This window comes from Pseudomonas sp. IT-P294, from assembly GCF_949767865.1.
Classification (GTDB): Bacteria; Pseudomonadota; Gammaproteobacteria; order Pseudomonadales; family Pseudomonadaceae; genus Aquipseudomonas.
Genome location: NZ_CATKQW010000033.1, coordinates 165,045 through 185,570, shown reverse-complemented (window position 1 = coordinate 185,570; position 20,526 = coordinate 165,045). Strand labels below are relative to the sequence as shown.

The 20,526-nt window shown below is 58.9% G+C and carries 20 protein-coding genes; 6 read left to right on the top strand and 14 right to left on the bottom strand.

Annotation, left to right across the window (positions count from 1 at the left end; all coding sequences use genetic code 11):
• Positions 1-3: 3 nt before the first annotated feature.
• Positions 4-1,065, bottom strand: a complete 1,062-nt coding sequence (locus ACM6I0_RS19850) for a DUF2066 domain-containing protein (protein WP_414923068.1) — start codon at positions 1,063-1,065, stop codon at positions 4-6.
• Between the two features lie 383 nt (positions 1,066-1,448).
• Here ACM6I0_RS19850 and purM point away from each other — a divergent pair, with 383 nt between their 5' ends.
• Genes purM through ACM6I0_RS19835 form a run of 3 tightly spaced genes read left to right on the top strand, consistent with a single transcriptional unit; the run spans position 1,449 to position 3,879 of the window.
• On the top strand, positions 1,449-2,507 hold the full coding sequence (gene purM, locus ACM6I0_RS19845; protein WP_010456810.1) for a phosphoribosylformylglycinamidine cyclo-ligase: 1,059 nt from the start codon (positions 1,449-1,451) through the stop codon (positions 2,505-2,507).
• The gene (gene purN, locus ACM6I0_RS19840) at positions 2,507-3,157 is read left to right on the top strand and encodes a phosphoribosylglycinamide formyltransferase (protein WP_414923067.1); all 651 of its coding nucleotides are present in this window, start codon (positions 2,507-2,509) and stop codon (positions 3,155-3,157) included. The genes purM and purN overlap by 1 nt, the downstream gene beginning before the upstream one ends.
• 8 nt (positions 3,158-3,165) lie before the next feature.
• Positions 3,166-3,879 (top strand): DUF3108 domain-containing protein, encoded by a 714-nt coding sequence (locus tag ACM6I0_RS19835; protein WP_222585299.1) that lies wholly within the window; start codon positions 3,166-3,168, stop codon positions 3,877-3,879.
• A gap of 64 nt (positions 3,880-3,943) precedes the next feature.
• Here ACM6I0_RS19835 and ACM6I0_RS19830 read toward each other — a convergent pair whose 3' ends face one another.
• The gene (locus tag ACM6I0_RS19830) at positions 3,944-5,122 is read right to left on the bottom strand and encodes a cystathionine gamma-synthase (RefSeq protein WP_208671908.1); all 1,179 of its coding nucleotides are present in this window, start codon (positions 5,120-5,122) and stop codon (positions 3,944-3,946) included.
• A complete protein-coding gene (locus ACM6I0_RS19825; RefSeq protein ID WP_285435496.1) occupies positions 5,119-6,495 on the bottom strand; it encodes a pyridoxal-phosphate dependent enzyme in 1,377 nt (458 codons plus the stop codon). The genes ACM6I0_RS19830 and ACM6I0_RS19825 overlap by 4 nt, the downstream gene beginning before the upstream one ends.
• A gap of 251 nt (positions 6,496-6,746) precedes the next feature.
• On the opposite strand from ACM6I0_RS19825, the gene ACM6I0_RS19820 reads away from it, so the two are divergent.
• Positions 6,747-7,163: an OsmC family protein gene (locus tag ACM6I0_RS19820; protein WP_222585296.1), complete on the top strand. Its 417-nt coding sequence runs from the start codon at positions 6,747-6,749 to the stop codon at positions 7,161-7,163.
• Positions 7,164-7,224: 61 nt separating this feature from the next.
• Entirely contained in the window at positions 7,225-8,100 is an 876-nt protein-coding gene (locus ACM6I0_RS19815; RefSeq protein ID WP_414923066.1) for a pirin family protein, read from the top strand.
• 116 nt (positions 8,101-8,216) lie between these two features.
• Here ACM6I0_RS19815 and ACM6I0_RS19810 read toward each other — a convergent pair whose 3' ends face one another.
• From ACM6I0_RS19810 to ACM6I0_RS19795, 4 genes are all read right to left on the bottom strand, one after another.
• Entirely contained in the window at positions 8,217-8,945 is a 729-nt protein-coding gene (locus ACM6I0_RS19810) for a dienelactone hydrolase family protein (protein WP_414923065.1), read from the bottom strand.
• A 67-nt stretch (positions 8,946-9,012) separates the two neighbouring features.
• Entirely contained in the window at positions 9,013-10,917 is a 1,905-nt protein-coding gene (gene htpG, locus ACM6I0_RS19805; RefSeq protein WP_414923064.1) for a molecular chaperone HtpG, read from the bottom strand.
• Positions 10,918-10,998: 81 nt separating this feature from the next.
• A complete protein-coding gene (locus tag ACM6I0_RS19800; protein WP_090181651.1) occupies positions 10,999-11,451 on the bottom strand; it encodes a PaaI family thioesterase in 453 nt (150 codons plus the stop codon).
• Positions 11,448-11,924, bottom strand: a complete 477-nt coding sequence (locus ACM6I0_RS19795; protein WP_285435491.1) for a PaaI family thioesterase — start codon at positions 11,922-11,924, stop codon at positions 11,448-11,450. Before ACM6I0_RS19795 ends, ACM6I0_RS19800 begins: the two co-directional genes overlap by 4 nt.
• Before the next feature lie 158 nt (positions 11,925-12,082).
• On the opposite strand from ACM6I0_RS19795, the gene ACM6I0_RS19790 reads away from it, so the two are divergent.
• Positions 12,083-12,316: a hypothetical protein gene (locus ACM6I0_RS19790; RefSeq protein ID WP_090181648.1), complete on the top strand. Its 234-nt coding sequence runs from the start codon at positions 12,083-12,085 to the stop codon at positions 12,314-12,316.
• Positions 12,317-12,383: 67 nt separating this feature from the next.
• Here ACM6I0_RS19790 and ACM6I0_RS19785 read toward each other — a convergent pair whose 3' ends face one another.
• The 7 genes from ACM6I0_RS19785 to odhB all read right to left on the bottom strand — a co-directional run bounded on the left by ACM6I0_RS19785 (position 12,384) and on the right by odhB (position 20,504).
• Complete coding sequence (locus tag ACM6I0_RS19785) at positions 12,384-12,785, bottom strand: MAPEG family protein (protein ID WP_414923063.1); 402 nt, start codon at positions 12,783-12,785, stop codon at positions 12,384-12,386.
• Positions 12,785-13,522 carry a DUF599 domain-containing protein gene (locus ACM6I0_RS19780; RefSeq protein ID WP_285435488.1) on the bottom strand — a complete coding sequence of 246 codons (738 nt, stop codon included), beginning with the start codon at positions 13,520-13,522 and terminating at the stop codon, positions 12,785-12,787. The genes ACM6I0_RS19785 and ACM6I0_RS19780 overlap by 1 nt, the downstream gene beginning before the upstream one ends.
• Positions 13,523-13,785: 263 nt before the next feature.
• Positions 13,786-15,099 (bottom strand): branched-chain amino acid transport system II carrier protein, encoded by a 1,314-nt coding sequence (gene brnQ / locus ACM6I0_RS19775; RefSeq protein ID WP_285435485.1) that lies wholly within the window; start codon positions 15,097-15,099, stop codon positions 13,786-13,788.
• Between the two features lie 410 nt (positions 15,100-15,509).
• Positions 15,510-16,391: a succinate--CoA ligase subunit alpha gene (gene sucD / locus ACM6I0_RS19770; protein ID WP_027922418.1), complete on the bottom strand. Its 882-nt coding sequence runs from the start codon at positions 16,389-16,391 to the stop codon at positions 15,510-15,512.
• A complete protein-coding gene (gene sucC, locus ACM6I0_RS19765) occupies positions 16,391-17,557 on the bottom strand; it encodes an ADP-forming succinate--CoA ligase subunit beta (RefSeq protein ID WP_007898980.1) in 1,167 nt (388 codons plus the stop codon). The genes sucD and sucC overlap by 1 nt, the downstream gene beginning before the upstream one ends.
• A gap of 179 nt (positions 17,558-17,736) precedes the next feature.
• Positions 17,737-19,173 carry a dihydrolipoyl dehydrogenase gene (gene lpdA / locus ACM6I0_RS19760; protein WP_222585288.1) on the bottom strand — a complete coding sequence of 479 codons (1,437 nt, stop codon included), beginning with the start codon at positions 19,171-19,173 and terminating at the stop codon, positions 17,737-17,739.
• A 110-nt stretch (positions 19,174-19,283) separates the two neighbouring features.
• A complete protein-coding gene (gene odhB / locus ACM6I0_RS19755; protein WP_222585287.1) occupies positions 19,284-20,504 on the bottom strand; it encodes a 2-oxoglutarate dehydrogenase complex dihydrolipoyllysine-residue succinyltransferase in 1,221 nt (406 codons plus the stop codon).
• Positions 20,505-20,526: the final 22 nt, after the last annotated feature.

Here is a 20,526-nt window from a genome sequence, read left to right as displayed (position 1 = left end):
ACCTTACCAACGGAATCGCAACTGCGGCACCGGTGCCGGGGTTGGCGCGACCGCAGGCGCCGAACCCTCGGCCAGCGGCTGCACAGGCGTCGCCGGTGCTGGCGCCTGACCCGCAGGAACCTCTTGCAACTTCGCCAGGGACAGCTGCGAACGCAACTGCTCAACGCTGCCTTTGACCCGATAAAGAATGCGCTCACCGTCAACACTTTGCAGATGCGCACCAAAGGGCTCCAGCAAGCGCCCGAGCGCGGCGTATCGCTCCAGGTTCATGCCCTGAACTTCCAGCAACTGTTCCCCTGAAGCTCCCGGCTTGACGACAAACCGCGGCGCCAGCCGCTCACTGACGGCCAGCATCACCGCATCGGCCACAGTGGCCTGATCCGCGCCCTGCACGCTGCCCGCCTCTTTTTTGTCGCCCAGCCACAAATTCCACTTTGCCTGCCACTGACCACCCTCTTCACGGGCATGCACCGCGAGCAAGGCATCAGCGTTGTAACGATCCGATGCAGCACGCAGGGGCGTCGCGTCCGTGCCTTCAAGATGCGGTGCCGTGGCGACCAGTTGCTCGCTCAAGTCCGCCAACGGCAATCGCAGCGGCAGACCACGGTGTTGAGCCGCGCGACGCAGCGGCGCCGCGCTGGCCTGGCCATCGCCCACCAGGCTGGAACCCTCGGCGGAGTCGTTCAGCCACCAACTCAGGATCGAGGGCCGATTCGCCCCCCATAACGACAACCCGGCCCGGCGCAGCGCCTGCTCGGTGGTGGCCGGGTCGAAATCGACCTTCAGCACTTGCGGCGGGCCGGCGTCAAAACCGTACTGACTGATGATCTGCTGCGGGTCCTTGCGCAGTGCTGCCAGCCCCGGGCTTTGCACCGACTTAGGATCGCCCGTCAGGCGCAGCACCAGTGTGTCCAGCGCGCGCTGCGTCGCCTGGTCACGCTCCTCGGCCGACTGACTGCCGACAGGCTCGCGCACCTGATAAAGGCCTTTGACGGTTTCGGCATGACTCGCCAGGCTGACCAGTGATAAACAGCCTGCAAACACATATCTGGAAATAAAACGCATGGAAGATTCCTGACGACAAGAGCGGCTGGAACAGACCGCATGAAGACGATCGAGCAAGGCTGTGACCACGGCCCTGCGCAAAACATTCACCCCGATCTGACGAAGTTTTCGCACTGTCATAACGATAGACGGTTAATCGCGCTACCTTATACAGCCATCAAGGAGGCGACCAACACGGGCCATAACGGTTTTTTTCAACCGATATGCCCCTGCCGTCGGCCTGAGGATGGCCGCTGCCCCTCAAGCCTGATAAAATCGCGCGCCTTCGCAGACCGGCAACAGCCGGGCACCCTGAAATTCGCGGACGGCACTCGCCTTCGTTAGTTTCAGCGGTCCCACTGGACTCGGTCGTTACCCCTGAATCCCCCCTAAAGGCCTGGATCATGAGCAAGCAACCCTCCCTGAGCTACAAGGACGCCGGTGTAGACATCGACGCCGGTGAAGCATTGGTCGAACGCATCAAGAGCGTCGCCAAGCGCACTGCGCGCCCGGAAGTCATGGGCGGCCTGGGCGGTTTCGGCGCCCTCTGCGAAATCCCGGCCGGCTACAAGCAGCCCGTGCTGGTTTCCGGCACCGACGGCGTTGGCACCAAGCTGCGCCTGGCACTGAACCTGAACAAGCACGACAGCATCGGCATCGATCTGGTGGCCATGTGCGTTAACGACCTGGTGGTCTGCGGCGCCGAGCCGTTGTTCTTCCTCGACTACTACGCCACCGGCAAACTCAACGTCGAAACCGCGACCCAGGTCGTGACCGGCATCGGTGCAGGCTGCGAATTGTCCGGCTGCTCGCTGGTTGGCGGCGAAACCGCTGAAATGCCAGGCATGTACGAAGGCGAAGACTACGACCTGGCCGGCTTCTGCGTCGGCGTCGTGGAAAAATCCGAAATCATCGACGGTTCCAAAGTCGCTGCCGGCGATGCCCTGCTGGCCCTGCCATCCTCCGGCCCGCACTCCAACGGTTACTCGCTGATCCGCAAGATCATCGAAGTGTCCGGCGCTGACATCGAAAACATCCAGCTCGACGGCAAACCGCTGACCGACCTGCTGATGGCCCCGACCCGCATCTACGTGAAGCCACTGCTCAAGCTGATCAAGGACACCGGCGCGGTCAAGGCCATGGCCCACATCACCGGTGGTGGCCTGCTGGACAACATCCCGCGCGTGCTGCCAAAAGGCGCCCAAGCGGTGGTTGACGTTGCGAGCTGGACCCGTCCTGCCGTATTCGACTGGCTGCAAGAGAAAGGCAACGTCGACGAAAACGAAATGCACCGCGTGCTGAACTGCGGCGTGGGCATGGTCATCTGCGTCGCTCAAGAGCACGTTGAAACCGCGCTGAACGTGTTGCGTGAAGCCGGCGAGCAGCCTTGGGTCATCGGTCAGATCGCCACCGCTGCCGAAGGCGCAGCCCAGGTTGAACTGAAGAACCTCAAGGCTCATTGATGTCCCAGACCTGTGATGTGGTGGTGCTGTTGTCCGGCACCGGCAGTAACTTGCAGGCCTTGATCGACAGCACGCGGACCGGCGACAGCCCGGTCCGCATCGCTGCGGTGATTTCCAACCGCGCCGACGCCTACGGCCTGCAACGCGCCAGGGACGCGGGTATCGAAACCCGCTTCCTGGATCACAAGGCTTACGAAGGCCGCGAGGTCTTCGATGCCGCGCTGATCGAACTGATCGACGCTTTCAATCCCAAACTCGTGGTACTGGCCGGTTTCATGCGCATTCTCAGCGCTGACTTCGTGCGTCACTACGCGGGTCGCCTGCTCAATATCCATCCCTCGCTGCTGCCCAAATACAAAGGGTTACACACTCATCAGCGCGCGCTGGAGGCCGGCGACACCGAGCACGGCTGCTCCGTGCACTTCGTCACCGAGGAACTCGATGGCGGACCACTGGTCGTACAGGCAGTAATACCGGTAGAGTTGCATGACTCGCCGCAGAGTCTGGCGCAGCGGGTCCATGCTCAAGAACACCTGATCTACCCAATGGCCGTACGCTGGTTTGCCGAAGGGCGTTTAGCGCTCAGCGAGCAAGGTGCTTTACTGGATGGAAAGTTACTCGCGGCCAGCGGCCACTTGATTCGAACCTAGGAGATTTTATGCGTCGCGCCCTGCTCTTCGCTTGCGCTCTGCTCGCCCTGCCGTTTGCGCAGGCTGCAGAACTTCAACCCTTCTCCGCCAGTTACACTGCAGACTGGAAACAGCTGCCCATGAGCGGCACCGCTGAACGCAGCCTGACCAAGCAAGCCAACGGCGCCTGGAAGCTCAGCTTCAAGGCGTCGATGATGATCGCCAGCCTTACCGAAGAAAGCACCCTGACTCTGGACAAGGACACCTTGCTGCCACAGTCCTACCACTTCGAACGCGGCGGCCTGGGCAAAGCCAAGAAAGCCGACCTGGACTTCGACTGGACCAACAAGATGGTAACCGGCACCGATCGCGGTGACCCGGTCAAGGTCCCGCTTAATCGCGGCATGGTCGACAAATCCACTTATCAGCTGGCCCTGCAACACGACGTGGCCGCTGGCAAGAAAAGCATGAGCTATCAGGTTGTCGATGGTGGCGAAGTCGATACCTATGACTTCCGCGTACTGGGTTCGGAAAAAGTCGACACCAAGGCTGGCCAGATCGATGCGGTCAAGGTCGAGCGCGTGCGTGACCCGACGCAAAGCAAGCGCATCACCGTGCTGTGGTTCGCCAAGGACTGGGATTACCTGCTGGTCCGCCTGCAACAGGTTGAAACCGACGGCAAGGAGTACAACATCATGCTCCTGGACGGTACGGTCAACGGCAAGACTGTCAAAGGCAGCTGATCCGGTTTGACACAAGAATCCGGAATCCACCAAGGATTCCGGATTTTTTTATGCCTGCTGTTTTTCAGATCTTCGCCAACGCCTGGGCCAGATCGGCGCGCAAGTCTTCGACATCCTCGACCCCCACGGACAAACGCACCAGCGCATCGCCGATGCCAAGCTGCGCGCGGGTCGCAATGGGAATGGTGGCGTGAGTCATGATCGCCGGGTGCTCAATCAGGCTTTCCACCCCGCCCAGGCTCTCGGCCAAAGCGAATATCTGCACGTTTTCAAGGAAGCGTCGGGCCCCAGCCAGGTCGCTGTTCAGATCAAGGGAAATCATCCCGCCGAATCCGCGCATTTGCTGCCGAGCCAGTTCGTGCTGCGGGTGCGACGGTAAACCTGGATAGTAGACGCGCGCCACCTGCGGCTGACGCTCCAGCCATTGCGCCAGCTCCAACGCGTTGCTGCAATGGCGTTCCATACGCAGCGCCAGGGTTTTCACGCCACGCAGGGTGAGGAACGCATCAAACGGCCCGGCGATCGCGCCGACCGAGTTCTGCAGAAAACCCAGGCGCTCGGCCAGCTCCGGGTTCTGCCCGACCACCGCGATGCCGCCGATCACGTCGGAGTGACCATTCAAATACTTGGTGGTCGAGTGCAGCACGATGTCGAATCCCAGCTCCAGCGGACGCTGAATCCAGGGGCTGGCAAAGGTGTTGTCAGCAACACAGATGATGCCCCGCTGGCGGCAGATACGCGCGACAGCGGCGAGGTCCGTCAGGCTCAGCAACGGATTGCTGGGTGTCTCGACCCAGACCATTTTCGTCTCGGGCTGCAGTGCCGCTTCGAATCCCGCCAGGTCAGTCAGATCGACGAAGCTGAACCGATGCCCGGCACTGCGTTTGCGCACCTTGTCGAACAGTCGAAAAGTGCCGCCATACAAATCATTGCCGGAAACGATGTGCGAGCCCGCGTCGAGCAACTCCAGCACCGTGGAAATCGCCGCCAGCCCGGAGGCGAACGCGAAAGCCTGGGTGCCGCTTTCAAGGTCCGCCACGCAACGCTCCAGCGCGAAGCGCGTCGGGTTATGCGAGCGCCCGTAATCGAAGCCCTTGTGCACGCCGGGACTTTGCTGCAAATAAGTGGAGTTAGCGTAAATCGGCGGCATTAACGCACCGGTGGTAGGGTCCGGGGTCTGTCCGGCATGGATCACACGGGTGCCGAAGGCACGGGGCGCAGCGGTTTCATCGTGTTGACTCATTTAAGGGATCTCCGTAAGTGATTGAGCATGTCGACTCGGGTAATCAAACCGTGGAACCCCGCAGCATCGGCGATGATCGCCACCAAACCGCGATCGAGCTCCGCTTGCAGTTCGGCCAGACTGGCGGCGGCAGGCAGAGTTTGCAATTTGTCGGTCATGGCGCTGGCCACGGGCATGCGCAAGTGCGAAGCGTCTTCGTGTACGCCCAGCAGAATATCGGACTCATCGATCACGCCGACCAGGCGCTTTCCGTCCGCCAACACTGGCAGTTGTGACACATCCGCCAGGCGCATGCGCTGAAAAGCCGTCAGCAGCGTGTCATCCGGGCCGACGCTGATCACCCGGCCATCCTCGAAGCGCCGCGCAATCAGGTCGCGCAAGTCGCCATAGCGCTTGTACTGCAACAGGCCTTGATCGTTCATCCACTGATCGTTGTAAACCTTCGACAGATAGCGGGTGCCGGTGTCGCAGACGAAGCTGACCACGCGCTTGGGCTCGGTTTGCTCTCGGCAGTAACGCAGCGCTGCCGCCAGTAATGTGCCGGTCGACGAGCCACCCAGAATGCCTTCGGCGCGCAGCAATTGACGGGCGTGATCGAAGCTTTCCTCATCGCTGATCGAGTAGGCGTGGCGCACGCTGGACAGGTCGGCAATCGACGGAATGAAGTCTTCGCCGATGCCCTCCACCGCCCACGAGCCCGCCTTGCCGAGGACGCCGCTGCGACTGTATTCAGCCATCACCGAACCGACCGGATCGGCCAGCACCATCTCAAGGTTGGGTTGCACACGCTGAAAGAAACGGGTCAAGCCGGTCAACGTGCCAGCCGAACCGACACCGACGACAATGGCGTCGAGGTCATGCTGGGTCTGCGCCCAGATTTCCGGCGCGGTGCTGCACTCGTGGGCCAGCGGATTGGCCGGGTTGTTGAACTGATCGGCGAAGAACGCATCGGGAATTTCCTGCGCCAGTCGCGCCGCCACGTCCTGGTAATAATCGGGATGGCCCTTGCCGACATCCGAGCGAGTGATGTGCACCTCGGCGCCCATCGCCTTGAGGTGCAAGACCTTCTCGGTGGACATCTTGTCCGGTACCACCAGCACCACGCGATAACCCTTGGCGCGTCCGACCAGGGCCAAGCCGAGGCCGGTGTTGCCGGCAGTGGCCTCGACGATGGTTCCGCCAGGGCGCAGGCGGCCATCGCGCTCGGCGGCGTCGATCATCGCCAGGCCAATACGGTCCTTGATCGAGCCGCCGGGGTTCTGTGATTCGAGCTTGAGGAACAGGGTGCAGGGACCGGTATCGAAGCGGCTGACGCGCACCAGCGGCGTGTTGCCGATCAGTTCGAGCACGGCAGGGCGGGAGTCGTTTGGCATGTCGTAACCTCACTGCGAAAATCCGCATTGGATGGACAGCAACGGGCGATGAAACTTGTGCCAATCGCCGGTAATGCCTCGCATGGAACATAGGCACGGATTGCCTCCTCCGCAACCTTCTGCGGCTGGCCGGTCACATCGCCGGCTCATGGCCGCGTGTAAGAAAGTGGAACGCGCAAGTGCTGCAATGCTCTATACCTTCAAGGTCTTTTTTGATCGAATGTCCTTTCCTGATGCCTGCGAGGTTTCCCATGACCGTTACCGTCAATACCGTTTCCGCCGATGGTTTGCGCCACAGTGTCCAGATCGATGACCACGAACTGTTTGCCGATGCGCCAATCTCGGCGGGCGGCGAAGGCTCGGCACCCGAGCCACACGATTATTTCGATGCGGCACTGGGTGCCTGCAAAGCCCTGACGCTGAAGATGTATGCGAAGAAAAAAGACATTCCCCTGACCGGCGTGACGGTCGAGGTCAAGCGTGACAACAGCGAAGAGCAGAAAGGCAAATACGCCCTGCACGTCAAACTGACCCTCAAGGGCGTGCTCACCGATGCTCAGCGCGAAGAGCTGCACCGCGTGGCGGATCGTTGCCCGGTGCATAAACTGATGACCAGCACTGAAGTCAGCATCGAAACCCATCTGTCCGAAGGTGCCTTCAGCCAATAGCGGCAACGGCTGCGCAAGCGGGTTATGCTCCCTGCGTCACCCGCTCAGCCTGGAATGCACCATGAACACGCCACTCGTGATCCGCCCCCGCGCCGAAGATGTCGAAGGCCAGCCGATTCTGCGCCCATTGCCGTCAGCCAAGTGCCGCAGCGTCGGGCCTTTCGTGTTTTTTGATCACATGCTCGAAACCCGTTACGCGCCGGGTAAAGGCATGAACATCCGCCAGCATCCGCATATCGGCCTGTCCACCCTCACCTATTTGTTCGAAGGAAAAATCCAGCACAAGGACAGTCTCGGTTCCGACCAAGTGGTGGAAGCGGGTGATGTCAGCTGGATGACGGCGGGCAGCGCGATAGCTCATGTCGAACGCACGCCTGAAGCCTTGAAGGCCAGCGGCTTCACGATGCACGGTTTGCAGATCTGGCTCGCCTCCCCCAAGGAACATGAACAGGGGCCGGGGCACTACAGCCATCATCCCGCGGCAACACTGCCAGTCAGCGATAACCTTGGGGTGAAGATCCGGATGATTGCCGGGTCAGGCTTCTGCCTGGAATCGCCGGTCCCGGTGCTTTCTCCTACGCTGTATGCGGAATTGAACCTGCAAACGGCGACCACTTTGCTGATTCCCACCGAGCATGAAGAACGGGCGCTGTATGTGTTAAGTGGCGACGTGCAGCTGGAGGGCGAGTTGCTGGAGCCGCACTCGCTGGTGGTCTTGCCGGCCGGGGAGGAAATGACGTTGTTTGCCGAGAGCGACAGTCATGCCGTGCTGTTCGGTGGGGCGCCACTGGATGGGCCACGGCGGATCAACTGGAATTTTGTGGCAAGCGATCCGGCAGCGATCGATGAAGCGCGCCGACGCTGGGCAGCCGGGGACTGGCCGACGGTGCCGGGGGAAACCGAGCGGATCGAATTGCCTCAGGATCTTCGGCGTTAGTTACACCGCCATCGCGGGCAAGCCCGCTCCCACATGGGAATGCATTCCAATGTGGGAGCGAGCTTGCTCGCGATGAGGCCAGCCCTGACACCGACGATGTCAGGGCTTAACAGCAATCAGGCTTTAAACACCTCATCCAGCAAGTTGTGCATCGAGGTAAACGCCCGAGCGGCTGTCTTCGCGTCATACATCATCTTGCCCGGCACATTCGCATGCGGATCAGTAAACGAATGCACCGCGCCACCGTAGCTCAGCAATTGCCAATCCACCTCCGCCGCATTCATTTCCGCTTCGAACGCCGGCAGTTGTTCTTTTGGCACCAATGGATCGGACGCCCCATGCAACACAAGCACCGAGCCCTTGATGTTTTTCGCATCGTTGACGTTCGGCGTATCCAGGGTGCCATGGAACGAAACGGCAGCTTTTACCGGCGCGCCCGTGCGGGCCAGTTCCAGCGCACAGCAACCGCCGAAGCAGAAACCGAACGTCGCCAGTTTAGAGGTATCGACCGCCGCCTCGCCCTGCCCTTGCAACTGCTCGAACGCCGCCTGCATGCGCGTGCGCAGCAACGCGCGGTCGTTCTTCAGCGGCATCATTGCCGCGCCCGCCTCGTCGCCGTTCTGCGGACGCACCGCTTGACCGTAAAGGTCCGCGATCAACACCACATAACCCTTGGAGGCCACGGATTTGGCAATGGCCTCGGCACCGGCGCTGACGCCCATCCAGTTCGGCGCCATCAACAGACCCGGGCGCGGGCCCTTATGGTCAGCATCGAAGGCCAGACGGCTTTCATACGACTGGCCATCAATCTGATAGGTGACGGAACGAACAGTGATTTGGCTCATGACAAACTCCCAGTTAAAGACCCCAGAATGAAAAAAACCCGCCGAAGCGGGTTTTTGTACAACGCCGTTAAACCGACAGTTCAACCAGCAGCTTGTTGAGGCGGCGCACATACGCGGCCGGGTCTTTCAAGCTGTCGCCGGCTGCCAACGCGGCCTGATCGAAGAGGATGTGCGACAGGTCGCCGAAGCGCTCGTCGCTCTGCTCGTTGTCGAGCTTCTCGATCAGCGGGTGGCCCGGGTTGAATTCGAAGATCGGCTTCGAATCCGGAACCTTCTGGCCGCTGGCTTCGAGGATCTGACGCATCTGCATGCCCAGGTCCTGCTCGCCGATGGCCAGAATCGCCGGGGAGTCGGTCAGACGATGGGAAACCCGTACTTCAGCGACAGAATCGCCCAGTGCGGTTTTCAGACGTTCAACCAGACCTTCTTTGGACTTGGCGACTTCTTCCGCGGCTTTCTTGTCCTCTTCCGAGTCCAGGTTGCCCAGGTCCAGGTCACCACGCGCCACGTCGACAAAGCTCTTGCCGTCGAAATCGCTGAGGTAGCTCATCAGCCACTCGTCGATACGGTCGGTCAGCAGCAGCACTTCGATGCCTTTCTTGCGGAAGACTTCCAGGTGCGGGCTGTTTTTGACTTGCGCGTAGGTTTCGCCAGTCAGGTAGTAGATCTTGTCCTGACCTTCCTTGGCGCGAGCCAGGTAATCGGCCAGACCCACAACCTGTTCGCCTTCATCACCGCTGGTCGATGCGAAACGCAGCAGGCCGGCGATTTTCTCTTTATTGGCGAAGTCTTCTGCCGGGCCTTCTTTCATGACCTGACCAAAGTTTTTCCAGAAGCCTTTGTATTGCTCAGGCTCGTTCTTCGCCAGTTTTTCCAGCATGTCCAGAACGCGCTTGGTCAGCGCCGACTTCATGGAATCGATGATCGGGTCTTTCTGCAGGATTTCCCGCGACACGTTCAGCGACAAGTCGTTGGAATCGACCACACCTTTGATGAAGCGCAGGTACAGCGGCAGGAACGACTCCGCCTGGTCCATGACGAACACGCGCTGCACGTACAGCTTCAGGCCTTTAGGCGCTTCACGCTGGTACAGATCGAACGGAGCACGGGTCGGCACGTACAGCAGCGAGCTGTATTCGAGCTTGCCTTCGACCTTGTTGTGGCTCCAGCTCAGCGGATTTTCGAAATCGTGAGCGATGTGTTTGTAGAACTCCTGGTATTCCTCGTCCTTGATTTCAGTGCGAGGACGGGTCCACAGGGCGCTGGCGCGGTTGACGGTTTCCCATTCAACGGCTGGCTTCTCTTCGCCTTCGACGGCAGCCACTTCTTTAGGCAACTCGATCGGCAAAGCGATGTGGTCGGAGTATTTCTTGATGATGTTACGCAGACGCCAGCCATCGGCAAATTCGTCTTCACCGGACTTCAGGTGCAGGACGATGCGAGTACCGCGCTCGGCTTTTTCAACGGTGGCAACTTCAAAATCGCCTTCGCCCTTGGAAGACCAGTGCACGCCTTCGCTGGCGTCAGCACCGGCACGACGGCTGAACACGTCTACTTTGTCGGCGACGATGAAAGCCGAGTAGAAACCCACACCAAACTGACCGATCAAGTGCGAATCTTTCTTCTGATCGCCCGACAGGTGTTTCATGAAGTCGGCTGTGCCGGATTTGGCGATGGTGCCCAGATGGGTGATCGCATCTTCGCGGCTCATGCCGATGCCGTTGTCTTCGAGGGTGACGGTTTTCGCGTCCTTGTCGAAGCTCACACGGATTTTCAGTTCGGCGCCGCCTTCCAGCAATTCAGGCTTGGACAGGGCTTCGAAACGTAATTTGTCGACAGCGTCAGAGGCGTTCGAGATCAATTCGCGAAGGAAAATTTCCTTGTTGGAATACAGCGAATGGATCATGAGGTGCAGCAGTTGCTTCACCTCGGTCTGGAAGCCCAGGGTTTCCTTTTGAGTTTCCACACTCATGGTCATCAAACTCCAATCAGATGGCAGTGGCCACGACCATCAGGGTCGGCGGCGGGTTGTCATCAGAGTTTGGGGCTGAGTTCAGGATTTCAAGGGCTCTTCAATTTTGAAATGGGCGCGGGCCGTGGCAATCGGTTCGGCCTGGGTGGTTTGCCAGGCGGTAATCGCGACGTTGGCAACGCGCCGGCCCTGGCGGCACACCTGGCAGCGGGCCCACGTATCGCGAAACTGCCCTGCGCGCAGATAGTCGAGGGAGAAGTCGATGATCTTCGGCACACCGGGCGAACCGGTGAAAATCAACAGGTGCAGTGCGGCACTAAGCTCCATGAACCCGGCAATCACCCCGCCATGTATTGCAGGCAGTAAAGGGTTACCAATGTTGTCCTTGTTGGCAGGCAGGCGAAACAGCAGTTCATCGCCGACACGCGAACACTCAACGCCGATCAACTTGGCGTAGGGAAGCAGGTGCAGCAGCGAGGCGTAGTCACCTCGCTCATGGGCCTGCTGAAGCTGTTCCTTGAAGGTGTCAGTCATTTCGCCTCTCCGGCGATCACGCCGCCAAATCCCTTGGTGCCTTTGACGGCCTTGCCCATGCGCATGAAGGTGCCGACGACATGCGCGATGGGCTGCTCGGGGTCGTCCTGATAAGCGAAGCCTCGAGCGAAGATCACGTCGGTGGTGACCCGGTAGCATTGGGCAAAACCGTAGACATCCTTATGTGGCTCGGCGGCATGCATGTAGTCGATGCGCAAATCGAGAGTCGGACAGACTTCAAATTCGGGCAGCACGCAGAGGGTCGACATGCCGCACGCGGTGTCCATCAACGTCGTCAACGCCCCGCCATGGATAACGCCGGTTTTTGGGTTACCGACGATCTGTGGACTGTAAGGCAGGACAACCGTCAGTCCTTCGCTGCTGGCGCTGTGAACGCGCAGCCCGAGTACCTGACAATGCCGCAGCGCCGACAGGAACCGGGTCGCACGCTCAAAAACGGGGTTTTCAGTCATTCGATAAAAACTCTTGTTAGTTTTTGGACATTGCACTTGGCGTGTTCGGTAAAAGTTCCCGTGGGAATTATCTTATATATCTGAACGAATTGAGGAACTTAACGCTGAGGGCTGCGCTCGAAAGGCCAGTAGATACTTTCCATAAGGAGAAACACCCCATGCGTAAGACTTTAGCTATTGCCTTGATGTTGACCGCTTCCCTCGGTCTCGCTGCCTGCGATAAAAAATCCGAGGACAAAGCTCAAGATGCAGCCAAACACTCTGAGCAAGCTCAGCAAGACATGAACAAAGCGCAGGATAAAGTGAACGACGCTGCGAAAGAAAACGCCGAAGCTGCCAAAGCTCAGGCTGAATCGAACGCAGCCGCTGCGAAAGAAGCACCTAAAAACTAAACCGGTTTTTAGCGTGATAAAGAAAACCCGCCAAGTGCGGGTTTTCTTTTGCCTGCCTTTTATCCTGTTAGAGCAAAATAGTTCTAAAAGTCGGACTAATCATTAGCAGCAACGAACACACAAATCCGACAATCCATACCAGACTCCGCTGCCAGGCCAGATCAGCCCAATAACACAGTAAATAAATAACTCGGCTAATCACAAAGATGATTGCCAGCATATCGATCAGCCATCCCGCCGTCTGCGTGGTATGCGCCATCAGCACCCCGACCGCAAACAGAATGAACGCCTCGAAGCAGTTCTGGTGCGCCGCCACCGCACGGGCGCCGAAGCCTGTGAGTTGCGCCTGTTGCTGTCGCGGCAGGTGATTGTTGTAACCGCCCTGCTCTTTCATGGCCTTGGCCACCGGCATACGCGCCACGTAAATCAGCAAGGCGCTGATAAACACACACCAGAACGGAATACTCATCAAGCAACCTCTTTGTTCAACTCGGGCACTGGCGCCTCTGTAGGGGTATAGACCATCACGTCGAGAACGTCGGAATGAAACTCCCGGCGATACAGCACCAGCACCACCCCGGCACTCATCAACATAAACAGCCATGGGCTGACAAACCAGGCCAGCATGGTCATACCGAAGTAATAGGAACGCAGGCCGAAGTTGAACTGGTTCGCGGCCATGGAAATGACCCGGGCCGCTCGGGAAGCGAAGGCTTTACGCTCTTGCTCGGACACATGCCGCTCACCGATCATCGGTGCCGAGCCAACCAGGATTGCCGCAAAGTTGTACTGACGCATGCACCAGCTGAACGTGAAGAACGCATAGACAAACACCAGCGCCAGGCAGAGCAACTTGATCTCAGACATGCCTTGCGACGCCTGCTGCACCATCGGGATATCCGCCAGTAACGATACAGCCCTTTCCGAGGCTCCCAGCACGGTGAGAATCCCAGCCAGGATAATCAGCGTACTGGAGGCGAAGAAGGAGGCGTTGCGTTCCAGATTGCCAATCACGCTGGCGTCGGCGATGCGGTTATCGCGCAGCAGCATGCGGCGCATCCAGTCTTCCCGATACAAGTGCAGCACACTGGCCAGACACGCGGTGTCGCGGCCCTTCCACGAGGCATAACGGGTGTAGCCGCCCCAGCAGATGACAAACCAGAGTGCAGCGATCAGGTGGATGATGTTGGCGTGGATGAACGACATGCAGGTCCTTGTGATGTGTTGAAGGCGTACTGAAATCCTGTGGGAGCGAGCTTGCTCGCGATTGCGGACTATCAGTCAAAATCGATCTGAATGTCAGGCCCTCATCGCGAACAAGCTTGCTCCCACAAAGGAATTTGCAGTGCTTCGACGTTAGCTCAGAAAAAAAGACACCGCATCGCGCACATAAAAAATGCCCCATATCGATTGATACGGGGCATTTCCGTTTCTGCTTCAAGCCCGCTTATGGCGGCCCCTGGAGCGGCTTAAGCCAGCGCTTCTTCGCGTTTGCCCAGCAGACGATCGCAAACCACGGCGACCACCAATGTCATCACCGACGGCACCAGCCATGCCAGGCCCTGCGCGCTCAGCGGCAGGTGGGACAGCTGCGACGGCATCCAGTCTGCCAAACCTGCGCCCTTGAGCGCGTCGATCATGCCGAAAATGAACGAAACCAACATCACCGGACCCACGATGCGTCCCTGCTCATGCCAGAAGTCCTTGCAGAAGCTCAGCGCTACCAGGGCGATGCACGGCGGGTAAATCGCGGTCAGTACCGGGATCGAGAACGCAATCAGCTTGGTGAGGCCCAGGTTGGACACCAGCAAGGAGAACGCGGCCAGGATGATCACCAGGGTCTTGTAGGACAGTGGCAGCACACGGCTGAAGTACTCGGCACAGGCGCAAGTCAGACCGACTGCCGTGACCAGGCAGGCCAGGGAGATCAGCACGGCAAGGAAACCGCTGCCCAACGAACCGAAGGTGTGTTGAACATAGGCGTGCAAGACCGCCGCGCCGTTGGTGGCGCCTGCCGCGACTTCATGGCTGCCCGAACCGAGGCGGAACAGACTGACGTAAACCAGCGCCAGGCCGACGCCGGCAATCAGCCCGGCGATGATTGCGTAACGGGTGATCAGCGCAGGCGATTCAACCCCACGCGAGCGGATCGCGTTGACGATGACGATGCCGAACACCAGCGCGCCCAGGGTATCCATGGTCAGGTAACCATTGATAAAGCCTTGGGAGAATGGCGCCGCAACATATTCCGGCGTTGCCACACCGATATCACCGGCAGGCAAGGCGAACGCGGCAATGCCGAGGGCCGCCAGGGCGATGATCTTCAGCGGGGCGAGGAAACGTCCGACGGTGTCCAGCAAACGGCCCGGGTAGAGCGAGATGAAGAACACCAGCAGGAAATACACCGAGCTGTAGAGGAACAACGCCAACGGGCTTTCACCGGTCAGTGGTGCCAGGCCGACTTCGAACGATACCGTCGCGGTGCGTGGCGTGGCGAACAGTGGCCCCACGGCCAGGTAGCACGCGGCCGCCAGCAAGCCACCGGCAACTTTGCCGATCGGGCTGCTCAGGGCATCCATCGCACCACCGACCTTGGCCAGCGCAACAACCGTGATCACCGGCAAACCGACGGCGGTGATCAAAAAGCCCAGCGCTGCCATCCAGACGTGAGGCCCGGACTGCAAACCGACGATAGGCGGGAAGATGATATTGCCAGCCCCGACAAACAGGGCAAACGTCATAAAACCAAGTGCCAGGATGTCCTGGCCTTTCAACACTTTCATTAAGGAAATACCACACTACTGAATCGGAATTTAGAGAGGGATTTCCCTATGGGTGAGGGAAATGCTGTCGGTCCGTATAGGGCTGACCCGTTTAGCGCGACGCTTCCTTGTGGGAGGCAAACGCAAAATGGCGGCTAGCCTAACGAATTTGCCCGGCAAACGCACTGTTAGGGTGCGATCATTCCGATACGCGACATTTCCGTGTCGCGTTTTTGCATGTAAATGGTTGTCGCCTGTAAGTACGCCATCGCGAGCAAGCTCGCTCCCACAGGATTTGTGAACGCTGGAAATCCAATGTGGGAGCGAGCTTGCTCGCGATGGGGCTGTCACTGACGACACAGATCTTCAGAAACAACAAAGGCCACCCGAAGGTGGCCTTTGTCTGGTGAAGCGTGAGTTAAGCGCGAGGCTTACTTCATCGCCCAGCCGGTCAGCTCGGACAAAGCCTTGCCGATGTCTGCCAGCGAACGCACGGTTTTCACGCCTGCGTCTTCCAGGGCAGCAAACTTCTCGTCTGCAGTGCCTTTGCCGCCAGAGATGATTGCGCCAGCATGGCCCATGCGCTTGCCTGCAGGGGCAGTCACACCAGCAATGTAGGAAACAACCGGCTTGGTCACGTGTGCCTTGATGTAGGCAGCCGCTTCTTCTTCAGCCGAACCGCCGATCTCACCGATCATCACGATCGCTTCGGTCTTCGGGTCTTCCTGGAACAGCTTCAGGATGTCGATGAAGTTCGAACCAGGAATCGGGTCACCGCCGATGCCGACGCAAGTCGACTGACCGAAACCGGCGTCAGTGGTTTGCTTCACAGCTTCGTAGGTCAGGGTGCCGGAACGGGAAACGATACCGACCTTGCCTGGCAAGTGAATGTGACCTGGCATGATGCCGATCTTGCATTCGCCTGGAGTGATCACGCCTGGGCAGTTAGGACCGATCAGGACTACGCCCAGCTCGTCGCACTTGACCTTGGCATCCAGCATGTCCAGGGTAGGAATGCCTTCAGTGATGCAAACGATCAGCTTGATGCCGCCGAACGCTGCTTCCAGGATGGAGTCCTTGCAGAAAGGAGCTGGAACGTAGATCACGCTGGCGGTGGCGCCAGTGGCAGCTACAGCGTCTTTCACGGTGTTGAACACTGGCAGACCCAGGTGCTCGGTGCCGCCTTTGCCCGGAGTTACGCCGCCAACCATCTTGGTGCCGTATTCGAGCGCTTGCTGGGTGTGGAAACTACCTTGCGAACCGGTAATACCCTGGCAGATAACTTTGGTGTCTTTATTGATCAGGACGCTCATTATTTGCCCTCCGCAGCTTTAACGACTTGTTGAGCAGCGTCGGTCAGGCTGGTAGCAGCGATGATGTTCAAACCGCTTTCTGCCAGTACTTTAGCGCCCAGCTCAGCGTTGTTGCCTTCAAGGCGAACAACAACCGGGATTTTCACGCCGACTTCTTTCACTGCACCGATGATGCCTTCGGCAATCATGTCGCAACGAACGATGCCGCCGAAGATGTTGACCAATACTGCTGCGACGTTAGTGTCGGACAGGATGATCTTGAACGCTTCGGTAACGCGTTCTTTGGTAGCACCGCCGCCCACGTCGAGGAAGTTGGCTGGTTTGCCGCCATGCAGGTTGACGATGTCCATGGTACCCATGGCCAGGCCAGCACCGTTGACCATGCAACCGATGTTGCCTTCCAGTGCTACGTAGTTCAGTTCGAACTTGGCAGCGTGCGCTTCGCGCGGATCGTCTTGCGACGGATCGTGGAAAGTCTTCAGCTTAGGCTGACGGTACATGGCGTTGGCGTCGATGTTGATCTTGGCGTCGAGGCAATGCAGATCGCCGTCAGCCTTGATCACCAGCGGGTTCACTTCCAGCAGGGCCAGGTCGTGATCCTTGAACAGTTTGGCCAGACCTACGAAGATCTTGGCGAACTGAGCAACTTGCTTGCCTTCCAGACCCAGCTGGAATGCCAGCTCGCGACCCTGGAATGGCTGAGCGCCAACCAGTGGATCGATAGTGGCTTTCAGAATTTTTTCTGGAGTGTCGTGAGCGATTTTCTCGATGTCCACGCCACCTTCGGTGGAAGCCATGAACACGATGCGACGGCTCGAACGGTCAACGACAGCGCCCAGGTACAGCTCTTTAGCGATATCAGTGCACGATTCAACCAGGATCTTGGTGACTGGCTGACCATTGGCATCAGTCTGGTAAGTCACCAGACGCTTGCCCAACCACTGTTGAGCGAATGCCTTGGCGTCTTCTTTGCTGCGAACCAGCTTTACGCCGCCCGCTTTACCGCGACCACCAGCGTGGACCTGGGCTTTGACAACCCACTCGGTGCCGCCGATTTTGTCGCAAGCTTCTGCTGCTGCTTCCGGGGTGTCTACTGCGTAGCCGGTGGAAACTGGCAGGCCGTATTCAGCGAACAGCTGCTTACCCTGATACTCGTGAAGATTCATGCTTATTACCGTCTTCGTTAGGTACTGCGCATTCGGTGCTGCACTTGTTCAAGTGCCGCACCACCTGTGACTGCTGCTTGCGTAGCTGAGCTACGCAAGACTGCGTCCAGCGGACATTCCGCGGTGAGTCTTGCATGCAAGGCTCACGACGGGCCATACCGCCGTGGTTTCTTATTGTCTTAACGCTTCTTGCGGTTGGCGATGTGGATGGCGCCGCCATTCACAGCCAGGGCTGCTTCGTGCAGTGCTTCGGACAGGGTCGGATGGGAGAAAACCATCATGCCCAGGTCTTCAGCGCTGGTGCCGAATTCCATACCGATCGCGCCCTGCTGAACCAGTTCTGCAGCGCTCGGGCCAATCACGTGGACGCCCAATACGCGGTCAGTCTTGGCATCGGCAATGACTTTCACGAAACCGCCGGTATCGTTGGCTGCCATGGCACGGCCACTGGCTGCGAACGGGAAGGTGCCGACGTTAACTTCAACGCCTTCAGCTTTCAAGACCTGCTCGGTTTTGCCAACCCACGCGATTTCCGGGTGAGTATAAATAACAGACGGGATCAGGTCATAGTTGATTTGGGCTTTGTGGCCCTTGATGCGCTCAACCACCATGATGCCTTCCTCGGACGCCTTGTGCGCCAGCATCATGCCGCGAACCACGTCGCCGATCGCGTAAACGCCCGGCACGCTGGTCGCGCACTGGTCGTCAACGAATACGAAACCACGCTCGTCGATGTTCACACCGCTGTCAGCTGCCAGCAGTTCGGTGGTCACTGGACGGCGACCAACGGCAACGATCAGCTTGTCGAAAGTGATGGTCTGCTCGCCATTGGCATCGGTGTAGTTCACGACGACTTCATTGCCGTTGACTTTGGAACCGGTGACGCGAGCGCCCAGCTTGATGTCCAGACCTTGTTTGGTCAGGGTTTTGAAAGCTTCTTTGGAAACGGCTTCGTCAGCGGCTGGCAGGAACTTCTCCAGTGCTTCCAGAACAACCACTTCAGCACCCAGACGCGACCATACCGAACCCAGTTCCAGACCGATCACGCCAGCGCCGATAACGCCCAGACGCTTGGGTACGGATTGGAATTCCAGCGCGCCAGTCGAATCGACGATCACGTTCTGGTCAACCGGAGCCGGTGGAATGTCGATCGGACGCGAGCCCGAAGCCAGAATCACGTTCTCGGCTTCGATGATTTCGACGGTGCCGTCCGGCTTGGTCAGTTCAACTTTCTTGCCGGCCAGCAGTTTGCCGTGGCCTTGCAGGGAAGTGACGCCGTTAGCCTTGAACAGGGTCGCAACGCCGGAGGTCAGGCCTTTGACGATGTTGGCTTTACGGCCAACCATCGCTGCCACGTCCATGGTCACGCCAGCGTGATTGATACCGTGGATCGCGAAGCCTTCTTTGGCTTCCTTGTATTTCCAGGAGCTGTCCAGCAGCGCCTTGGATGGAATGCAGCCGACGTTCAGGCAAGTACCGCCGAGGGCAAGTTTGCCTTCCTTGTCGGTGTATTTCTCGATGCAGGCAGTGGAGAGGCCCAGTTGCGCTGCTTTGATGGCAGCCACGTAGCCGCCAGGGCCCGCGCCAATCACTACCACGTCGAATTTCTGAGTCATGTGTCATTCCTTCTCGAATCAAACCGGACAGTCCCTTATGGGGACTGTCGTGGGACGAAGCTGGTCATTACAGACGGGCCATCCATCACTGGACGGCCCGTGCAACGAAATCAGATATCCAGCAGCAAACGAGCCGGGTCTTCCAGCAGGTTCTTGATGGTAACCAGGAAGGTCACAGCTTCTTTGCCATCGATCAGACGGTGATCGTAGGACAACGCCAGGTACATCATCGGACGGATAACGACCTGACCGTTGATCGCCATAGGACGCTGCAGAATGTTGTGCATGCCCAGGATAGCCGCTTGCGGCGGGTTGACGATCGGAGTCGACATCATCGAACCGAAGGTACCACCGTTGGTGATGGTGAACGTGCCGCCGGTCATTTCGTCCATCGACAGTTTGCCGTCACGCGCCTTCTTGCCGAAGGTGGCGATGCCGCCTTCGATTTCAGCCAGGCTCATCAGTTCGGCGTTACGCAGAACCGGTACAACCAGGCCACGGTCGCTGGAAACGGCAACACCGACGTCGGCGTAGCCGTGGTAAACGATGTCCGCACCGTCGATCGACGCGTTGACTGCCGGGAAGCGTTTCAGCGCTTCGGTGGCGGCCTTGACGAAGAACGACATGAAGCCCAGGCGTACGCCGTTGTGGGACTTCTCGAACAGGTCCTTGTACTTCGAACGCAGGGCCATGACTTCGGTCATGTCGACTTCGTTGAACGTGGTCAGCATGGCCATGTTCGACTGAGCTTCAACCAGACGCTCGGCAACCTTGGCGCGCAGACGGGTCATTGGAACGCGTTTTTCAACACGCTCGCCGGCCGCGAACACTGGAGCCGAAGCAGCCGGTGCAGGAGCCTTGGCAGGCGCTGCAGCCGGAGCGGCTTTCTTGGCAGCAACAGCCGCTACCACGTCTTCCTTGGTCACACGACCGCCTTTGCCAGTGCCGGCAACGGAAGCGATGTTGATGCCGTTTTCTTCAGCCAGCTTGCGAGCAGCCGGTGCAGCAACAGGATCGTCTTCGCCTTCAGCAGCAGGAGCAGCAGCTTGTGCAGCGGCCGGAGCCGCGGCAGGTGCTGGAGCGGCAGCAGCGCCGCCGGCTTCGATGGAGCCCAGGACTTCGTCGGACAGAACGGTGTCGCCTTCGTTCTTGACGATAGCGCCCAGTACGCCGTCGGCGGTGGCCAGCACTTCCAGGACAACCTTGTCGGTTTCGATGTCGACGATCAGGTCATCACGCTTGACGGCGTCGCCCGGCTTTTTGTGCCAGGTGGCAACGGTGCCATCGGCAACCGATTCCGGGAAGGTGGGGGCTTTGATTTCGATAGCCATTATCTGTGGGTCCTTAAATTCG

What these genes read in the sequence shown, in the direction of transcription:
- ACM6I0_RS19795 (WP_285435491.1), bottom strand. Translation starts at nt 11,924, where the DNA reads ATGACTGAAAACCCCGTTTTTGAGCGTGCGACCCGGTTCCTGTCGGCG.
- ACM6I0_RS19780 (WP_285435488.1), bottom strand. Translation starts at nt 13,522, where the DNA reads ATGTCGTTCATCCACGCCAACATCATCCACCTGATCGCTGCACTCTGG.
- ACM6I0_RS19825 (WP_285435496.1), bottom strand. Translation starts at nt 6,495, where the DNA reads ATGCCAAACGACTCCCGCCCTGCCGTGCTCGAACTGATCGGCAACACG.
- ACM6I0_RS19820 (WP_222585296.1), top strand. Translation starts at nt 6,747, where the DNA reads ATGACCGTTACCGTCAATACCGTTTCCGCCGATGGTTTGCGCCACAGT.
- purM (WP_010456810.1), top strand. Translation starts at nt 1,449, where the DNA reads ATGAGCAAGCAACCCTCCCTGAGCTACAAGGACGCCGGTGTAGACATC.
- htpG (WP_414923064.1), bottom strand. Translation starts at nt 10,917, where the DNA reads ATGAGTGTGGAAACTCAAAAGGAAACCCTGGGCTTCCAGACCGAGGTG.
- ACM6I0_RS19815 (WP_414923066.1), top strand. Translation starts at nt 7,225, where the DNA reads ATGAACACGCCACTCGTGATCCGCCCCCGCGCCGAAGATGTCGAAGGC.
- ACM6I0_RS19800 (WP_090181651.1), bottom strand. Translation starts at nt 11,451, where the DNA reads ATGACTGACACCTTCAAGGAACAGCTTCAGCAGGCCCATGAGCGAGGT.
- ACM6I0_RS19835 (WP_222585299.1), top strand. Translation starts at nt 3,166, where the DNA reads ATGCGTCGCGCCCTGCTCTTCGCTTGCGCTCTGCTCGCCCTGCCGTTT.
- ACM6I0_RS19790 (WP_090181648.1), top strand. Translation starts at nt 12,083, where the DNA reads ATGCGTAAGACTTTAGCTATTGCCTTGATGTTGACCGCTTCCCTCGGT.
- ACM6I0_RS19850 (WP_414923068.1), bottom strand. Translation starts at nt 1,065, where the DNA reads ATGCGTTTTATTTCCAGATATGTGTTTGCAGGCTGTTTATCACTGGTC.
- odhB (WP_222585287.1), bottom strand. Translation starts at nt 20,504, where the DNA reads ATGGCTATCGAAATCAAAGCCCCCACCTTCCCGGAATCGGTTGCCGAT.
- sucD (WP_027922418.1), bottom strand. Translation starts at nt 16,391, where the DNA reads ATGAGCGTCCTGATCAATAAAGACACCAAAGTTATCTGCCAGGGTATT.
- sucC (WP_007898980.1), bottom strand. Translation starts at nt 17,557, where the DNA reads ATGAATCTTCACGAGTATCAGGGTAAGCAGCTGTTCGCTGAATACGGC.
- ACM6I0_RS19785 (WP_414923063.1), bottom strand. Translation starts at nt 12,785, where the DNA reads ATGAGTATTCCGTTCTGGTGTGTGTTTATCAGCGCCTTGCTGATTTAC.
- ACM6I0_RS19830 (WP_208671908.1), bottom strand. Translation starts at nt 5,122, where the DNA reads ATGAGTCAACACGATGAAACCGCTGCGCCCCGTGCCTTCGGCACCCGT.
- ACM6I0_RS19810 (WP_414923065.1), bottom strand. Translation starts at nt 8,945, where the DNA reads ATGAGCCAAATCACTGTTCGTTCCGTCACCTATCAGATTGATGGCCAG.
- brnQ (WP_285435485.1), bottom strand. Translation starts at nt 15,099, where the DNA reads ATGAAAGTGTTGAAAGGCCAGGACATCCTGGCACTTGGTTTTATGACG.
- lpdA (WP_222585288.1), bottom strand. Translation starts at nt 19,173, where the DNA reads ATGACTCAGAAATTCGACGTGGTAGTGATTGGCGCGGGCCCTGGCGGC.
- purN (WP_414923067.1), top strand. Translation starts at nt 2,507, where the DNA reads ATGTCCCAGACCTGTGATGTGGTGGTGCTGTTGTCCGGCACCGGCAGT.